Here is a 16,953-nt window from a genome sequence, read left to right on the forward strand (position 1 = left end):
AACGACCAAATGATGCCGCAGACAGAACCTATTGCGACGCCACGCCGCTTTCGCGCGCCGCCGGTGCCGCTATGCTGCGCCAAAACAAAGGTTCAAAGGCCCCATGGACGATCCGCTTGTTATCTTTACCCCCTCCGGCAAGCGCGGCCGGTTCCCCGTCGGCACGCCCATCCTGACCGCCGCGCGCCAGCTTGGTGTCGACCTGGATAGCGTCTGCGGTGGGCGCGGCATTTGCTCGAAATGCCAGATCACGCCCAGCTATGGCGAGTTTCCCAAGCATGGCGTCACCGTTGCCGAGGGCGCGCTGAACGAGTGGAACAGCGTTGAAGAGCGCTATGATCGCATCCGCGGGCTCACCAAAGGCCGCCGCCTGGGCTGCCAAGCCACTGTGCAGGGCGACATCGTGGTGGACGTCCCCCCCGAGAGCCAGGTCCACAAGCAGGTCGTGCGCAAGCGCGCCGAGGCCCGCGACATCATCATGGACCCCGCGGTAAAGCTCTTCTACGTCGAGGTCGAAGAGCCCGACATGCACAAGCCCACCGGCGATCTGGAGCGCCTGGTCGAGGCCCTAGACGCGCAGTGGGAGCTTAAGGACGTCAAGGCCGACCTGCACATCCTGCAAGTGATGCAGCCGATTCTGCGCAAGGGCGCCTGGAAGGTCACCGTGGCCGTGCATCTGGGCGACGAAGAGAACCCGCCGCGCATCATGCAGCTCTGGCCGGGCTATTATGACGGCACGGTCTACGGCATGGCGGTGGATCTGGGCTCGACCACGATCGCGGCGCATCTATGCGACCTGCAATCGGGCGAGGTGGTGGCCTCCAGCGGGTTGATGAACCCGCAGATCCGCTTTGGCGAGGACCTGATGAGCCGGGTCAGCTATGCAATGATGAACCCCGGCGGCGACAAGGAGATGACCCATGCCGTGCGCGAGGGAATGAACGCCTTGTTCACCCAGATCGCGGCAGAGGCGGCCATCGACAAGGCGCTGATCGTGGATGTGGTGATGGTTTGCAACCCGGTGATGCACCACCTTTTGCTGGGAATCGATCCGTTCGAGCTGGGCCAGGCGCCTTTCGCGCTGGGGACTTCGCGCGCGCTGCGGCTGCGCGCCGATGACCTGGACCTGGCGATCCACCAGTCGGCCCGCGTCTACCTCTTGCCCTGCATCGCGGGGCATGTGGGCGCGGACGCCGCGGCGGTGGCCCTGTCCGAGGCGCCCGACAAGTCCCAGGACCTGGTTCTGGTCGTGGATGTCGGCACGAATGCCGAGATCCTCCTGGGTAGCAAGGACGGCGTTCTGGCCTGCTCCTCACCCACCGGGCCCGCCTTTGAGGGCGCGCAGATCAGCGCGGGCCAGCGCGCGGCACCGGGCGCCATCGAGGGTGTCGAGATCAATCCCATCACCAAGGAGCCGCGCTTTCGCGTGATCGGCTCGGATGTGTGGTCGGACGAGGCGGGCTTTGCCGAGGCCGTGGCCACCACGGGGATCACCGGCATCTGCGGCTCTGGCATCATCGAGGCGATCGCCGAGATGCGGCTGGCGGGGATCGTGGACGCCTCGGGGCTAATCGGCTCCGCCGACCAAGTGGGCACGCCGCGTTGCATCGCCGATGGGCGCACCCATAGCTATGTGCTGCATGACGGCAGCGCCGAGGGCGGGCCGCTGATCACGGTCACAAACCCCGATATCCGCGCGATCCAGATGGCCAAGGCGGCGCTTTACTCCGGCGCGCGGCTGTTGATGGATAAGCTAGAGGTCGACACCGTGGACCGCGTGGTCCTGGCGGGGGCGTTTGGCGCGCATATCTCGCCCAAACACGCCATGGTGCTGGGCATGATCCCCGATTGCGAGATCGAAAAGGTCACAAGCGCCGGCAACGCCGCGGGCACCGGCGCGCGGATCGCGCTGCTCAATCGCGCGGCCCGGAGCGAAATCGAAGAGACTGTACGCCAGATCCACAAGGTGGAGACCGCGGTGGAGCCGCGCTTTCAGGAGCATTTCGTGAACGCCTCTGCGATCCCAAATTCGGTGGAGCCCTTCCCGATCCTCAACGCGGTCGTGGATCTGCCCGCGGTCAGCTTCAACTCGGGCGAGGCTGAGGGCGGCGGGCGCAGACGGCGGCGACGCGGATAGCGCAGCACCACCAAATCTCTTGCAAGAGATTTGCGACTTCCTTCCAAGGAAGTCGGACCGGCGCGCGGCGATCAAGACCTACCAGGGCGAGGCCTTGCAACACTCGCGACGCAAAACTCTTTGAAGAGTTTTGCCGATTTCTTGAAAGAAATCGACGCCGCGCGCTGTGCTAGTCGCTGCGCCTACACGCAAGCGCCACGCCTGATCGAACCCGTTGGTCCGGCCCTTTTTGGGTGACTGCGCGAAAAAGCCCTGTATTCTACGCCGAATACAAACGCGTCATTGCCACTGGAGCATAGCATGAATATCCACCGCGCCGGGTCCCGCCCCAGCCTTACGCCATCGCCGGATTACTTCACGGGCCAGGTCCGCATGGACCCCATCAATGCTATCCCAGAGCCGGGCCGCGTGCGCGCCGTCCAGGTGACCTTTGAGCCCGGCGCCCGCACCGCCTGGCACCATCACCCTTACGGTCAGACCCTGGTAGTCACTGCGGGCAAGGGTCTGGTCCAGCAGGAGGGCGAGGCGATCCACGAGATCACGCCGGGCGATGTGGTCTCAATCCCCGCGGGCGAGAAGCACTGGCACGGCGCCTCCCCGGATGTGGGCATGAGCCACATTGCGATCCAAGAGGCCGACGCGGACGGCGCGACCTCCACCTGGTTGGAGCACGTCACCGACGCTGAATACGGCGCGGATCGGGCTTAGCAAATTTAACCCCTGGGTTGATCGAAGACCCATCCCCATGCTTTCCTGCACGCATTGTTTAAGTCGCATTGAGGGGGACGCAGGATGCGAAAGCTCATCGTCTGCATGGACGGCACCGGCAACGAGATCGGTGACGGCGAGACCAACATCGTCAAGTTCTACCGCGGGTTCACCCAGGATGAGAACCAGCTGACGTTCTATGTCATGGGGGTCGGGACCAATGACGGCAACTCAGTCAACATCCGTCCTTCACAAAAATTCTTCGGTGTGCTGGGCCTCGCCTTCGGTTACGGGCTGGAGGACGACGTGCTGCGTGGCTACCGCTGGCTGTGCAAAACCTACCGAGGGCCAGAATTCTACTCCAAGGCGTGGGAGAAAGAACATGAGGACCTGCCGGATGACGATCCGCGCAAGGACAGCCGCGGCATTGAGGGGGACCAGATCTATGTCACCGGCTTCTCCCGCGGGGCCTATGCGGCGCGGGTTCTGGCGGGGTTCATCCATGATTTCGGCCTCGTGGCCCCCGACCAGTTGCACCTGGTCGCGCCCGCGTTCCGCGCCTATCGCAGCCTGACAAAGCGTGACGACGAGAACGAGACGGCCTCGGTGCGGTTCCGCGCCTTGCGCCAATTCGACCGCGTGCTGCGGCCCACCATCGCGCCGATCCGGGCGCTCTTGCTCTTCGACACCGTGGCCTCGATCATCCGGCTGGATTGGCCCTGGTACACGATCCCCCAGAACTGGTCCCTGGCAGTGGTGGGCAAGCACGCCCTGCACCGCAGCACGGCGGCGAACGGATCGGTGCGCATCGTCACCCACGCCATGGCCGTGGACGAGCGGCGCAGCTTCTTTCGCAACTTGAACTGGACGGACAACCCCGCCTATCGCGTCTACTATGGCAACCGGTTCAAGCGCGGGCCCGAGCGCATGCAATATGTCGATCAGCGCTGGTTCCCGGGCTATCACAGCGACATCGGCGGCGGGTATGCCGAGAACGAGAGCGGCATCGGCAAGATCACCGCGCTGTGGATCCTGGACCGGCTGACCCAGCGCGAGGAAGAGGCCGATGCCGAGGACCTCAAGATCCTGAACGCCGCACGCGTGGCCGACGGTAAGCCAGAGGTCACGGCGGTCCCCGGCCACCGCCCTGCCCCCGGCCTGCGCTTTACGGGCAACCGCCGCGAAGTCTACCTAGAAGGCAAGGTTTTCAACAACAAGCCTGGCGTCAACGCCGCCAAAATCCCCTATTCCGAGCCCGATCACTGCGCCCCGATTCATAACTCGATCTTCACCGATGGTGCCAAACCGCGCGCCAGTTGGGTCTGGTTGATTTTGGAGCTGCTGCCACCGAAATGGGTCGGACGGCGCGATCAAAAGCCCCCCGCGTGGTTCCGCCGCCTCAACCCGTTTTACCTTCCGCTCTTGGAGCCGCGCCAGATCCCTCAGAGCCACCAGATCGACGACAGCGTTTATCTGCGCAAGGCCGATCCGGACTGCGGCTATGACCCCGAGAACGTCACGCGCGACCCAGTGGGCGAAGCCCAAGACTGGTGGATCAATGGTTGGCTCAACCAGCCCAATCCCGATGCGCCGAACCAGGCCAAGGGCGATTGACCCCGCCCCCGCGGCGGGCTAAACACGACCTCCCAAGCGGGTATGGTGAAAAGGTATCACGCGAGCTTCCCAAGCTTAAGTTACGGGTTCAATTCCCGTTACCCGCTCCAAAAATTCTCTTCCTTAATTGTTGGTGAGGCGAGCTTTTGCGCGCCCGCATCAATGTCGCCCATGTAGGTGTGCCACTCGGCGTTGCTCTCTGGATTCCCGATAGAATTCGCAGGGAACCGCGGCGACCCCCATCAGAGCAATATGTCCGATGGGGATCTTGTGCTGTTCGCTGCCAGGTCGCGCGCAATCCCCATCCGTATGTCGATACTATCGGAGCCCTTGATCCGCCTATTGAGTCTCTAACAAGGCCTCGCGCACCCCCATGAACTGCGCGACCCGCAATTATTGCACAAACATGAGACCGGTGGACCCTAGGCAAGAGCTACGACATGGCCGCCTTTGCCGCATATGCAGATACGGTTTCCACATATATCTCCACAACTTGACACGCGTTCCGCAAACCAGGAGTGACGGACAAAAATTTAACCCGGAAACTGATTTGACGCCTTGCAATTTCAATCAAAGCGCAGACGATGCTAAAGCATTGACTTAAATTTGTGAGGACGCATGCGAAAACTCATAGCCACATTGATTGCAACCTTAATGCTAGCCATCCCGGCGCAACTCTCCGCACAAACAATCCCGTTGGATGATTCCTTCGAGGTCGGCGGCACCAATTGGCGCGGCGGCGGCCAGACACTCGTCCTTTACAAGCTCATCGAAAGTGGCGGCAAGATCGCTGTTTGCGGCGCTTACTTCAACCGCGGGAACGTGCCCGGAAACGTGGATCGGCAGCTAATGCGAGGGGCAAAACTGCGCCTGAATGGGCGCACTTTGCTTAACGTAAAGTACTTTCCGAGACTCAAGGATGAGACCGCGTCTGTTGCGCGTTGCAAAGTGACATCCAAACCCTGGGGCGGCGATATCTCGAAAACCGAAATCCGGTTCTCGCGCAACAATTTCGAGTACTAGGACGGCGAGGCGCCTAGCCCATCTCGATCGCGTAGCTCTCGATGACAGTGTTGGCGAGCAGCTTCTCGCACATCTCGCGCACCTTGTCCTCGGTGGTGCCCTCGGCAAGGTCCAGCTCGATCACCTTGCCCTGGCGCACGCTGCCCACGCCCTCGAACCCCAGCGTCCCAAGCGAGTGCCGAATGGCCTCGCCCTGCGGGTCCAGAACGCCGTTCTTGAGCATGACATGGACCTTGGCTTTCATCGGGGCATCTCCGGGGCAACTGCGTTGGCTGCGCTGATAGCCGAGGGGGCAGATAGGGGCAAGCCGTTGACCCGCTTTCGCGCGCAAAGCTACTCTGCGGTCTTTTGCGCCAGCGGCCCCGGCGCCTCGCGGATCGGCAGGTGGATCAGCGCCGCCAGGAGGCCCAGCACCACCGCGGCCCACCACATCGGCGTGTAATCCTGGTTCAGATCGTAAAGCCGCCCGCCCAGCCAGGCCCCCATGAAGCTGCCCGTCTGGTGGCTGAGAAACACCAACCCCGTCAGCGTGGACAGGAACCGCAGGCCCTGCGTCAACGCCACCAGCCCCATCGTCAAGGGCACGGTAGACAGCCACAGGAGCCCCATCACCGCCGAGAATACCAGCACCGAGCCCGCCGAGATCGGCGTCAGGACGAAGACCGCGATCACGCAGGCCCGCGCCAGGTAGATCCCGCTCAGCACCCATTTCTTCGACAGGACCTGCCCCGCCCAGCCCGAAGAGAACGTCCCCGCGATGTTGAAAAGCCCGATCAGCGCCAGCGACCAGGCCCCGACCCAGCTTGCCAGCCCCAGATCGCTCACATAGGCCGGAAGATGCGTCTGGATGAAGGCCACGTGGAACCCGCAGACGAAAAACCCAAAGAACAGGCACAGATAGCTGCGGTCCCGGAAGGCGATGCCAAGCGCGTCGCCGAAATCCTGCGCGCTCGAGCCCGCAGCCGTGGGCTTTGACACCCGCGCGATGGCCAGCAGGAAGGGCAGGATCAGAAGGAAGCTCGCGCCGATGATCATAAGCGAGGTCGACCAACCAGTACGCGCGATCATCGCCGTGGCGGTGGGCGCGGCCATGAACATCCCTAGCGAGGCCGCCGCGGTGCCCAGCCCCAGGATAAAGCTGCGCCGCTCGGGCGAGACGATCTTGCCAAGCGCGCCCACCACGATGGGGAAAGAGGCCGCGCCGGTCCCTGCCCCGGCCAGCACGCCGGTGAGGATGAACAAGGTTGGGTCCGTGGTCACGCCGCGCAGCGCGAACCCCGCCCCCGCCGCCAGCGCGCCAAAGACTAGCACCCGCGCGGTGCCATAACGGTCGGCGACGGCGCCTGCGATGGGCTGCACGAAGCCCCAGGTCAAAAGCTGCACGGCCACCGAGAATGAGAACACCTCGCGCCCCCAGCCCAGATCCGCAGAGATCGGCGCCAGAAACACCCCAAACGTCGCCGCGAAACCAAACCCCAGGAAAGCCACCATGCAACCTGCGAAGATCGCAGAGTTCAGCTGGGCATTCGGGGGATCAGATGGGGCGTCCGTCTTCATGCGCGTTGTTCCTTATAGAAGGACCCTCTCAGAAATTCGACCAGGGCTCAATAACACGTTATGCATGCCACCGCGCCCGAAACCGAAACCCAAAACCGGCAACCCCTAAAGCGGCGATAATCGCCCGCGACCAGAAGCGGGCAACCACATCCAACACACGGGGCAAAGCGGGGGGGCGTTAAGCTGAACTCAAAAACGGTCCTATACAAAGCCCGCGCCACCCGTTAACAGGCGCCCTTGGACGATGCCGGGCTTGTGACCCAACCCCGCGCGCGTCACATCCCAAACACAAAGAATCTCAGCTTTGAAAAAAACCATCGCAGATGTGCTCGCCCGTAAGGGCTATGATAGTTTGACGCCGGTCCAGCAGGCCGTCTCCGAACCCGAACTGCAAGGCCGGGACCTCTTGGTCTCAGCCCAGACCGGCTCTGGCAAGACGGTCGCGTTCGGGCTGGCGATTGCGCCCACATTGCTGGGCGACGAGGACCGTTTCGGTCCGGCGGGCCATCCGCTGGCGCTGATCATCGCCCCGACGCGCGAACTGGCTCTGCAGGTAAAACGCGAGCTCGGCTGGCTTTATGCGGATGCGGGCGCGTCACTGGCCTCTTGCGTGGGCGGCATGGATATGCGCGACGAGCGTCGCGCCCTGGCCCGCGGCGCGCATCTGGTCGTGGCTACGCCGGGGCGCTTGCGCGACCACATCATGCGCGGCTCGATCGACCTGACCAATCTGCGGTCGGTGGTGCTGGACGAGGCCGATGAGATGCTCGACCTGGGCTTTCGCGAGGACCTTGAGTTCATCCTTGAGGCCACCCCGCAGGAACGCCAGACGCTGCTGTTCTCGGCCACGGTCCCCAGCTCTATTGCCGCGCTTGCAAGGAGCTATCAGCGCGACGCCGAGCGCATCTCGACCATCGGCGACAAGATCCAGCACGCCGATATCGATTACCGCGCCATGATGGTCGCCGCGCGCGACGGCGAGAACGCCGTCATCAACGTGCTGCGCTATTACGAGGCACCCAACGCGATTGTCTTCTGCAACACCCGCGCGATGGTCTCGCGCCTGACCACGCGGCTGTCCAACCGCGGCTTTCCCGTGGTCGCGCTGTCCGGAGAGCTGACCCAAAGCGAGCGCTCGAACGCGTTGCAGGCCATGCGGGACGGTCGCGCCAGGGTCTGCGTCGCCACGGATGTCGCGGCGCGCGGCATTGACCTGCCCAAGCTTGACCTGGTCGTGCATGCCGAGCTGCCCAACAACCACGAAACGCTGCTGCACCGGTCGGGCCGCACCGGCCGCGCCGGGCGCAAGGGCGTCAGCGCCTTGGTCGTGGTGCCGGCGGCGCGCAACAAGACCGAACGCCTGCTGAGATCCGCCAAGCTGAAGGCGGAATGGGGCGCCGCGCCCTCTGCGACCGATGTCCATGCGCGCGACCAGGACCGCATGCTCGCGGCGGATGATTGGCAACTCGCCATCACCGAGAGCGAGCGCGACTCCGTCGAGAAACTGGTGGAACAGTTCACCCCCGAGCAGATCGCCGCCGCCTATATCCGCCAGTATAAGCTGCGACATTCCCCGCCCGAAGAGCTTGGCGAGGCCGTGCACGAGCCGCGCAAACCCCGCGAACCCTTCGGCGCCAGCGTCTGGTTCTCGGTGTCGGAAGGGCGCAACCACAACGCCTCGCCGCGGCACCTGCTGCCGATGATCTGCAAGGCGGGCAATATCACCAAGACGGATATCGGCGCGATCCGGATCACCGACGAGCAGTCCTTTGTCGAGATCCGCGAAACCAGCGTTGATGACTTCCTGGCCGCCATTGGCCCCGGCATGAAAATCGAGGGGTCCAAACGGCTTGCGCGCCTGGACAAGGCGCCAGAGCTTTCCGACGCAAGAGGCGCGAAACCCGAGCGCAGGTTCGAGAAATCGCCCCAGCAACGCCCCGAGCCGCGCCCAGAGTCTCGTCCAGACTCTCGCCCCGAGCCCCGTAAGAGCGGCAAGCCGTTCGCGGACCGCAACGACGCCGCAGAGCCGCGCCGCAGCAAGCCAAAGCCAGAGGACCGAAAGCCCACCAAGCCAGAGGAGCGCAAGCCGCGCGCACCGAAAGCGCCTAAGGCCAGCGCTCCGCCCGCGGATGCCGCCAAGAAACCCGCGCCGGGCAAGCGAAAGCCCCCGGTATCGCATACCGGCCCCAAGTCGAAACCTGGCAAGGACAGCGCCCCAAACGCCAAGGCCGGGGAGCTCGATCCCCCCAAGCGCCGCAGTGAGGGCCGCAGTGAGGCCCGTAAGGGGCCGCCTCCGCCAAAGGGCAAACCAAGCAGCAAGAAGAACCGCGCCCGTGCAGCGACGGCAAATGGCAAACAAGCCCCCCATAAGAAATAGAGTTTGGACCGGGTTCGCATTTGGCCGGCCAGGTCTGCCCTTCAATGAGGCAGAGCTGGCCGGAACGCCCCGGAAGAGGGTAACGCGGCGCATAAGATTTTCTCCGCCGCCATAAGAATAATGACCGGGCCGCGCAAAATCGTTGCGGCACAAGCCATTCTGCTTGCAACCTTTCACTTATATCACGCCCGCACGCGCGCCGATTCGCCTTGGCGCGCCGCAGCTTGCGACAAAGCAAGGGGCATCGTTTAGGGAGGAACGAAAGATGATACGCAGGAATTTGATGAAGCTGGCCGCCGCTGGCATGGTCGCCTCAACCGCCCTGATGGGCGGCGCGGCCCTCGCGCAGGACGTGATCAAGATCGGCTCGATCGCACCCAAGACCGGCCCCCTCGCTGGCGGCGCGGCGGTGACGCAATGGCCGAATGTCGAGCTCTGGGCCAAGCTTGTGAACGAGCGCGGCGGGCTGAATGTCGGCGGCACGCAGATGATGCTCGAAGTGGTCGAGTATGACGACAAGACCAACCCCGGCGAGCACATCAAGCTGGCGCAGCGCCTGGCCGAGCAGGACAAGGTCGACTTTGTGATCGCGCCCTACGGCACCGGGTTCAACATCGCTGCAGCACCAATCTATGGCCGCTATGGCTACCCGGTGATCGCGGTCTCCGCCATCACCGACAAGATGGACGAGCTGACCAGCCGCTACCCCAACCTGTTCTTCACGCTGGGCACCACCACCGCTTTCATCAACGGCGTGGCCGAGATCCTGGTCGAGCAGCGCGACGCGGGCGTCATCGGCAACGAGGTCGCCATGGTGAACGTGGCCGACGCCTTTGGCATCGAGCTGGCGGATATCGCCCGCAGCCGGTTCGCCGAGGAAGGGTTCGACATCGTCTATGACAAGTCCTACCCGCTGGGCACCCCGGACCTGAGCCCGGTGATGAAGGGCGCCAAGGACAGCGGCGCCAAGGCCTTTGTGGCCTGGTCCTACCCGCCCGACAGCTTTGGGCTGGCCGAGCAGGCGATCATCGAGGATCTGGACGTCTCGCTTTACTACTCCGCGGTGGCGACGAGCTTCCCGGCGTTCAAGGGCGCCTATGGCAATAAGATCAACAACGTCCTCGGCGCCGGTGGCACCAATGTGGACGACCCCAAGATCGCCGAGTACCGCGCCGCGCATGAGGAGAAGACCGGCAAGGTCGCCGATTACTGGGCCTCGGCCAACACCTATGCCGCGATGCAGATCCTCGAGCAGGCCATCGAGGGCGCCGGCACCTTGGATAAGGAAACCGTGACGCAGTATATCAAGGACAACTCCTTTGACACGGTCATGGGCGATCTGAGCTTTGAGAACAACGTCTCGAACACCTTCTGGTCCGTGGGCCAGTGGCAGGACGGCGTGTTCCGCGGCGTGAAGGGCTCTGACGTCGAAGGCGCCGTGCCGGTGCGCGCCAAGGAAGGATGGGCCGAGTAAGACAGGCGTAGGATGGGGTTTAACCCCATCCTACCCGCTTAGATCCCCGCAATGCTCGACATCCTCGTCTCTGGTCTTTTGCTGTCTGGCACCTACGCGCTCGTCGCGATGGGGCTCAACCTGCAATACGGCGTGGCACGGATCATGAACCTCGCGAATGGCGAGGTGCTGGTCCTTGGCGCGCTGGCGGCCTTTTGGCTTTACACCACGCGTGAGCTCAACCCCTACATTACCGTCATCGCCGCCGCCCTGGCGGCCTTTGCGGGGAACTGGCTGATCTACCGCTTCCTGCTGACGCCGCTGGTGCGGCGCGCCAAGACCCAAGGCGCGCTGGAGGTGGATAGCATCCTGGCGACCTTCGGGATGTCCTTCATCATCATGGGAGTGATGTTCTCTATCGAGGGCGGGTATTTTGCCTATAAGTACCTCTCCGAGCCGATCTCGATCATCGGCTCCACCACCTCGGTGAACCGGGTGATCGCGTTTCTGGCGGCGGTGGGGATCGGCGGCGGGCTGTATCTGTGGCTGAACCACACGCGGACCGGCGTGGCGATGCGGGCGGTGTCGGTCTCGACCGAGGCCTCAGGCCTGGTGGGCATCAACGTGCCGCGCATGTCGGCGCTGGCCTTCGCGCTTGGCGGCGCGGTGGCGGCGGCGGGCGGGGCGCTGATCTCGACCTTCATCACGCTGGACGCCTCCATCGGGGTGGTCTTCACCCTGAAGGCGCTGATCATCGTGATCATGGGCGGCGTTGGCGACATCCGCGGCGCCATCGTGGCGGCGGTGATCCTGGGCGTGGTCGAAACGGCAGTGGCGACGCTGATCGACCCTGGGCTGACGCTGGCGGCGGCCTATCTCATCTTCGTGCTGATCCTCTTGTTCCGGCCCCAGGGCCTCTTTGGGAGGCGCACCACATGAGGCCCAGCGGCTATCTGGAGCTCTTGATCGTGGCGGTGCTGGTGGTGCTGGCCGCGCTCTTCCCGCTGGTGGGCAGTAACCTGCATATCGGCGTCGGGCTGGATATGATGATGTTCGCGGCACTCGCGATCTCGTGGGCGCTGTTCTCGGGCCCCACGCATTACATCAGCCTTGCCACGGCGGCCTTCTATGGGCTGGGCGGGCTGATCGTGGCGATGGGGATGGCGGATTACGAGCTGCCGTTCTGGCTGATGATCGCCGTGGCCGCCTTGGCTGGCGGGGTGCTGGCGGCGCTGATCGGGCTGGCGACGCTGCGGCTGACGGGCGTCTACTTTGTGATCTTCACGCTCGGCCTGGCCGAGATGATCCGCAACCTGGTGAGCTGGATCCAGAACAACTTTCTGGGCTCGCACGGGTTCCTCATCTTCTCCGACTTCCGGGACCAGCACTATTACTGGATGCTCCTGGCGGTGGTGGCGGTGGTCTACCTGCTGGGCTGGGTCATCAACCGCTCGCGGCTGGGGTTTGCGCTGCGCATCATCGGCAATGACGAGACCGTGGCGCGGCATGTGGGCATCAACACGGCGATGGCCAAGGTGATCCTCTTCACCACCACGGGGTTCTTCGCGGCCCTTGTGGGCGCCATCGTGGCCCCGCGGTGGAGCTATATTGAGGCCAACCAGGTCTTCTCGCCGCATATCTCCTTCCTGGTGGTGATCATGGCACTGCTTGGGGGCACCACGCGGCTATGGGCGCCCATCGTGGGCGTGGTCCCCTTCCTGCTGATCTGGAACTGGATCAACGGCAACCTGCCGAACCAGTCCACGCTGTTCATCGGCGTGGCCTTCCTGTTGATCGTCTACGTGCTGCCGCATGGCGTGGTGGGGCGCCTGGAGCAACTGCGCAGCAAGATCCGGGAGGGCCGCTCATGAGCCCCACCGGCACCCCCATCCTGCGCGTGCGCGGCGTGACCAAGCGCTTTGGCGGGTTGGTTGCGGTGAATGACATGAGCTTTGACGTGGGCAACCACGAGATGGTGGGTGTGATCGGGCCGAACGGCTCGGGAAAGACCACGATGATGAACATGATCTCCGGCGTGTTCCGGCCTTCGGCGGGGCGGATCACCATGCGCGGGCGGCGCCTGTCGGGGATGCCGGCCCAGAACATCGCGCGGGTCGGCGTGGGCCGGACCTTTCAGCTGGTGCGGCTGCTGCCAGGGCTCACCGTGCTCGAGAACGTCATGGCGGGCGCCGTGTTCGGCCATAGCCGCCGCTGGGGCGGCGACGCGGTGGACATCGCCCATGACATGCTGGACCGGGTGGGGCTGGACGCGATGGCGGACGCGCCGGTCTCGGCGCTGACCTATATTGACCAAAAGCGCGTCGAGCTGGCCCGCGCCCTGGCGGGCGAGCCCGAGGTGCTGCTCTTGGACGAATGGCTGGCCGGGCTGAACCCCACCGAGCTGGAGACCGGCATCGACCTGATCCACGCCTTGCGCGACGAGGGCCGCACGGTCATCCTGGTGGAGCATGTGATGGACGCGATCCGGGCGCTCTGCGACCGCTGCGTGGTGATGTCCTCGGGCGCCAAGATCGCCGAGGGCACGCCGGACGAGGTGCTGAGCGACCGCGAGGTGATCCGGGCCTATCTGGGGGATGACGATGCGTGAGGCGATCCAAAACTCTTGCAAGAGTTTTGCAAATTTCTTGGAAGAAATTTGCGGCGCCCAGACGCGAGGGCCCGCCCATGCTTGAGGTCCGCGCCTTGTCCGCCGCCTATGGCGCGCATCCCGCGCTGAACGAGGTCAGCCTGAGCGTCGCCGCGGGCGAGATCGTGGTGATCCTCGGCGCTAACGGCGCGGGCAAGTCCACCCTGCTGCGCGCCATTGCCGGCATCTGCGAGGGACAGGTCTCTGGCGCAGTCACCCTGGGTGGCACGCCTCTGGCCGGGCTCGGCTCGGACGAGATCGTCGAGCGCGGCGTCGCCTTGGTGCCCGAGGGGCGCGGGATCTTCGGCGACCTCACCGTGCGCGAGAACCTCTTGCTGGGCGCCTATTCCAAGCGCGCGCGCGCCGATGAGGGCAGCAACCTGGACCGCGTGATGCGGCTCTTTCCCAAGCTGCGCGAGCGGCAGGGGCAGATCGCGCGCACTATGTCGGGCGGCGAGCAGCAGATGGTCGCCATCGGGCGCGCGATGATGTCGGCGCCGCAGATCCTGATGCTGGACGAGCCCTCTTTGGGCCTCTCGCCCTTGCTGTGCAAAGAGCTATTCCAGAACCTCTCGCTGGTCAGGGAGCTGGGCATCGGCGTGCTCCTGGTCGAGCAGAACGCCAAGCAGAGCCTGGCCATCGCCGACCGTGGTTATCTTCTGGAGAACACACAGATCACCCATGAGGACAGCGCTGCACGGCTGGCCACGGATGCCGCCGTGCAGAAGGCCTATCTTGGCGGCTCTGGCAAGGCAGCTGCGCCAAAGCACACGCCGAAGACACCCGTCAAGGCCGATGATGCACCCCCGCCCAAGCCACCAACAGCGTCGCTAAACAGGCCCAGCCAAGACTACGGCTTCTCCGTTGACGACATGGTGGCCACCGCGGCCACGGTCTCGGCCCAAGCGCCGCGCACAGCGGCGCCAGAGACCGCCGCCGCCGCATCAAAGCTGGCGCAGGACCGCGTGCAGGTCGTGCTCCGCGACATTGAGGCCGCCGCGCAGGCGGCACGGGCGCGCGTTTCGCGCGCTGCAACCGACACCGACGCGACACCGACGCAAGACCGACCTCCTTCCTTCACAGCGAAACCGCCCGTCATCGAGGTCTACAGGCGCCCCCGTGTCGAGGTCTTCCGCCGCCGCCCCTCGGGCCAGTTCGAAAGGGATTGAGATGTTAGACACGACCAACGCCCCCCAGATCAAAGGCCATTTCATCGGCGGCGCCTGGCGCGCCGGGCCGGGCCAGTTCGACGTGATGAACCCCTCAGACGGCTCGGTCTGGAGCCGCGCGCCCGATGCGGGCGTCCCCGAGATGCAGGCCGCCATCGCCGCGGCCCAGGACGCCTTCCCTGAATGGTCCGCCCTGCCCTTCCAGCACCGCGCCGAGCTGATGCTCAAGGCCGCCGAAATCGTCGAGCGCCGCGCGCCCGACTATGTCGCGGCGGCGCAGTTCGAAGGCGGCGGCTGGTACGGCAAAGGCGTCTACGAGACCAAGGCGATCCCCGAGATCCTGCGCGCCGCCGCGGCCACCTGCTATGCGCCGGTGGGCGAGGTCCTGCCCTCGCTGCAGGGCAAGGTCTCGACCGCTGTGCGGGTGCCGATGGGGGTGATCGGCGTGATATCCCCCTGGAATGCCCAGGGAATTCTCGCCACGCGGCAGTATAGCTTCACCATGGCAGCCGGGAATTGCATCGTGCTGAAGCCCTCCGAGGAGACGCCCTATTCCGGCGGGCTCTTCTTTGCCGAGATCATGGAAGAGGCCGGCATCCCCGCGGGGGTCTTCAACGTTGTCAGCTGCTCTCGCGAGAACGTGGCCGCGGTGGGCGACGCGCTGGTGGATGATCCGCGGGTCAAGGGCGTGGCCTTCACCGGCTCCACCGCCGTGGGGCGCAGGATCGCCGCGAAATGCGGCGCCCATCTCAAGAAATGCTGCATCGAGCTTGGCGGCAAGGACAGCCTGATCGTGCTGGAGGACGGCAATATGGAGCGCGCGACCTCCGCCGCCAGCTTCGGCGCATTCATGCATCAGGGCCAGATTTGCATGAGCGTCGAGAAGGTGCTGGTGCAAGAGCAGGTCTATCAGCAGTTCCTGGACGGGTTCGTCGCCCGCGCCAGCAAGCTCAAGACCGGCAACGTGGCGGATAAATCCAATGTTATCGGGCCCTTGATCAACGACCGCCAGGCCGAGCGGGTGCGGCACCAGCTGGAGGACGCCAAAGCGAAGGGCGCGCAGATCGCCCTTGGCGGCGGCGTGAACGGCCGCTTTGTCGAGCCCACCATCGTCACCCATGTCACCCCTCAGATGGATATCTGGCGCGACGAGACCTTTGGCCCCGTGGCCGTGGTCGTGCCCTTCAGGACCGACGCCGAGGCCGTGGCAATGAACAACGACACCGAGTACGGGCTGTCCTCGGCGATCATCACCGCCAATGAGCAGCGCGCCCAGGCCATGTCGCACCATATGGAGAACGGCATGACCCATGTGAACTGCTCGACCATCAATGACGAGGCGCATGCGCCATTCGGCGGCACCAAGGCCAGCGGCATTGGCCGCTATGGCGGGCGCTGGTCGTTCGAGAGCTTCTCTGAGACCCGCTGGATCACCTATGATCGCGGCGGCAAGCAATTCCCGCCGGTGTTCTGATGCGCGATCTGGTTAAAGGCAAACGCATCGTCGTCACGGGGTCTTCATCGGGCATCGGCGCCGAGACCGCGCGCATCCTCACCGAACAAGGCGCCGAGGTGCTGGGCGTCGACCTGACCAAGAACTTCGACAATGTCGAGGAGTTCTACCGCGCGGATCTCTCGGACCGCGCCACCATCGACGCGCTTGTGGACGTACTGCCGGACGGCATCGACGGGCTGGTCAACAACGCGGGGCTGCCGCCCACCAAGCCCGCCGATATCCTGCTGAAGGTGAACCTTCTGGGGCTTAAGCACCTGACCTATAAGATCGTTCCCAAGCTCGCCGACGGGGCCAGTATAGTGAATGTGGCCTCGCTGGCGGGGCATGGCTGGCCCAAGGCGGTGGACGCGATCAAGGCCTCTGAGACACTCACCTGGGACAATTTGGACGCGTTCATCTCGCGCTGGCAGGTCTCCAGCGAGGGCGGGCGCAGCTACTTTTTCTCCAAGGAGGCGCTGCTCGTCTGGACCATGCAGAATCGCTGGACCTGGCGCGACCGGGGCATCCGCATGAATGCGGTCAGCCCCGGCCCCGTCGACACGCCGATCTTGCCGGACTTCATCGAGACGCTGGGCGAGCGCGCCAAAGAGGACCGCGACACCATGGACCGCCCGGGCACGCCGCAGGACATCGCGCCGGTGATCGCCTTTCTGCTCAGCGACATGACGCAGTGGATCCGTGGCTTCAACATCCAGGCCGATGGCGGCATGGCATCAAATCTCACGTGCAAAGCGCACGGGCTTTAGAGGGGA

General features: G+C 64.5%; 14 protein-coding genes and 1 tRNA gene. 13 read left to right on the forward strand and 2 right to left on the reverse strand.

Annotated elements, in window-relative coordinates; genetic code table 11:
• The first annotated feature begins 103 nt into the window (after positions 1 to 103).
• The 5 genes from AIOL_RS11895 to AIOL_RS11915 all read left to right on the forward strand — a co-directional run bounded on the left by AIOL_RS11895 (position 104) and on the right by AIOL_RS11915 (position 5,482).
• On the forward strand, positions 104 to 2,137 hold the full coding sequence (locus AIOL_RS11895) for an ASKHA domain-containing protein (protein WP_049643173.1): 2,034 nt from the start codon (positions 104 to 106) through the stop codon (positions 2,135 to 2,137).
• 300 nt (positions 2,138 to 2,437) lie between these two features.
• A complete protein-coding gene (locus AIOL_RS11900) occupies positions 2,438 to 2,845 on the forward strand; it encodes a (R)-mandelonitrile lyase (protein WP_049643174.1) in 408 nt (135 codons plus the stop codon).
• A gap of 84 nt (positions 2,846 to 2,929) precedes the next feature.
• Complete coding sequence (locus AIOL_RS11905) at positions 2,930 to 4,459, forward strand: phospholipase effector Tle1 domain-containing protein (RefSeq protein ID WP_049643175.1); 1,530 nt, start codon at positions 2,930 to 2,932, stop codon at positions 4,457 to 4,459.
• A gap of 36 nt (positions 4,460 to 4,495) precedes the next feature.
• Positions 4,496 to 4,569 (forward strand) — tRNA-Gly (locus AIOL_RS11910).
• 508 nt (positions 4,570 to 5,077) lie between these two features.
• The gene (locus tag AIOL_RS11915; protein WP_049643176.1) at positions 5,078 to 5,482 is read left to right on the forward strand and encodes a hypothetical protein; all 405 of its coding nucleotides are present in this window, start codon (positions 5,078 to 5,080) and stop codon (positions 5,480 to 5,482) included.
• A gap of 13 nt (positions 5,483 to 5,495) precedes the next feature.
• Here AIOL_RS11915 and purS read toward each other — a convergent pair whose 3' ends face one another.
• Positions 5,496 to 5,726 (reverse strand): phosphoribosylformylglycinamidine synthase subunit PurS, encoded by a 231-nt coding sequence (purS, locus tag AIOL_RS11920; protein WP_049643177.1) that lies wholly within the window; start codon positions 5,724 to 5,726, stop codon positions 5,496 to 5,498.
• Between the two features lie 89 nt (positions 5,727 to 5,815).
• Positions 5,816 to 7,039 carry an MFS transporter gene (locus AIOL_RS11925; RefSeq protein WP_049643178.1) on the reverse strand — a complete coding sequence of 408 codons (1,224 nt, stop codon included), beginning with the start codon at positions 7,037 to 7,039 and terminating at the stop codon, positions 5,816 to 5,818.
• A gap of 304 nt (positions 7,040 to 7,343) precedes the next feature.
• Between AIOL_RS11925 and AIOL_RS11930 the strand changes: the two genes are divergently transcribed.
• From AIOL_RS11930 to AIOL_RS11965, 8 genes are all read left to right on the forward strand, one after another.
• Positions 7,344 to 9,416: a DEAD/DEAH box helicase gene (locus AIOL_RS11930; RefSeq protein WP_049643179.1), complete on the forward strand. Its 2,073-nt coding sequence runs from the start codon at positions 7,344 to 7,346 to the stop codon at positions 9,414 to 9,416.
• A 265-nt stretch (positions 9,417 to 9,681) separates the two neighbouring features.
• Positions 9,682 to 10,890, forward strand: a complete 1,209-nt coding sequence (locus AIOL_RS11935) for an amino acid ABC transporter substrate-binding protein (protein WP_049643180.1) — start codon at positions 9,682 to 9,684, stop codon at positions 10,888 to 10,890.
• 51 nt (positions 10,891 to 10,941) lie between these two features.
• On the forward strand, positions 10,942 to 11,808 hold the full coding sequence (locus AIOL_RS11940; protein ID WP_049643181.1) for a branched-chain amino acid ABC transporter permease: 867 nt from the start codon (positions 10,942 to 10,944) through the stop codon (positions 11,806 to 11,808).
• Positions 11,805 to 12,740 carry a branched-chain amino acid ABC transporter permease gene (locus AIOL_RS11945; RefSeq protein ID WP_049643182.1) on the forward strand — a complete coding sequence of 312 codons (936 nt, stop codon included), beginning with the start codon at positions 11,805 to 11,807 and terminating at the stop codon, positions 12,738 to 12,740. Before AIOL_RS11940 ends, AIOL_RS11945 begins: the two co-directional genes overlap by 4 nt.
• Positions 12,737 to 13,477: an ABC transporter ATP-binding protein gene (locus AIOL_RS11950; RefSeq protein ID WP_049643183.1), complete on the forward strand. Its 741-nt coding sequence runs from the start codon at positions 12,737 to 12,739 to the stop codon at positions 13,475 to 13,477. Before AIOL_RS11945 ends, AIOL_RS11950 begins: the two co-directional genes overlap by 4 nt.
• Before the next feature lie 77 nt (positions 13,478 to 13,554).
• Positions 13,555 to 14,685: an ABC transporter ATP-binding protein gene (locus tag AIOL_RS11955; protein ID WP_049643184.1), complete on the forward strand. Its 1,131-nt coding sequence runs from the start codon at positions 13,555 to 13,557 to the stop codon at positions 14,683 to 14,685.
• A gap of 1 nt (position 14,686) precedes the next feature.
• Complete coding sequence (locus tag AIOL_RS11960; protein WP_049643185.1) at positions 14,687 to 16,159, forward strand: aldehyde dehydrogenase family protein; 1,473 nt, start codon at positions 14,687 to 14,689, stop codon at positions 16,157 to 16,159.
• Complete coding sequence (locus AIOL_RS11965) at positions 16,159 to 16,947, forward strand: coniferyl-alcohol dehydrogenase (RefSeq protein WP_049643186.1); 789 nt, start codon at positions 16,159 to 16,161, stop codon at positions 16,945 to 16,947. The genes AIOL_RS11960 and AIOL_RS11965 overlap by 1 nt, the downstream gene beginning before the upstream one ends.
• Positions 16,948 to 16,953 lie beyond the last annotated feature (6 nt).

Source organism: Candidatus Rhodobacter oscarellae (assembly GCF_001078595.1).
Lineage (GTDB): Bacteria > Pseudomonadota > Alphaproteobacteria > Rhodobacterales > Rhodobacteraceae > Rhodobacter_B > Rhodobacter_B oscarellae.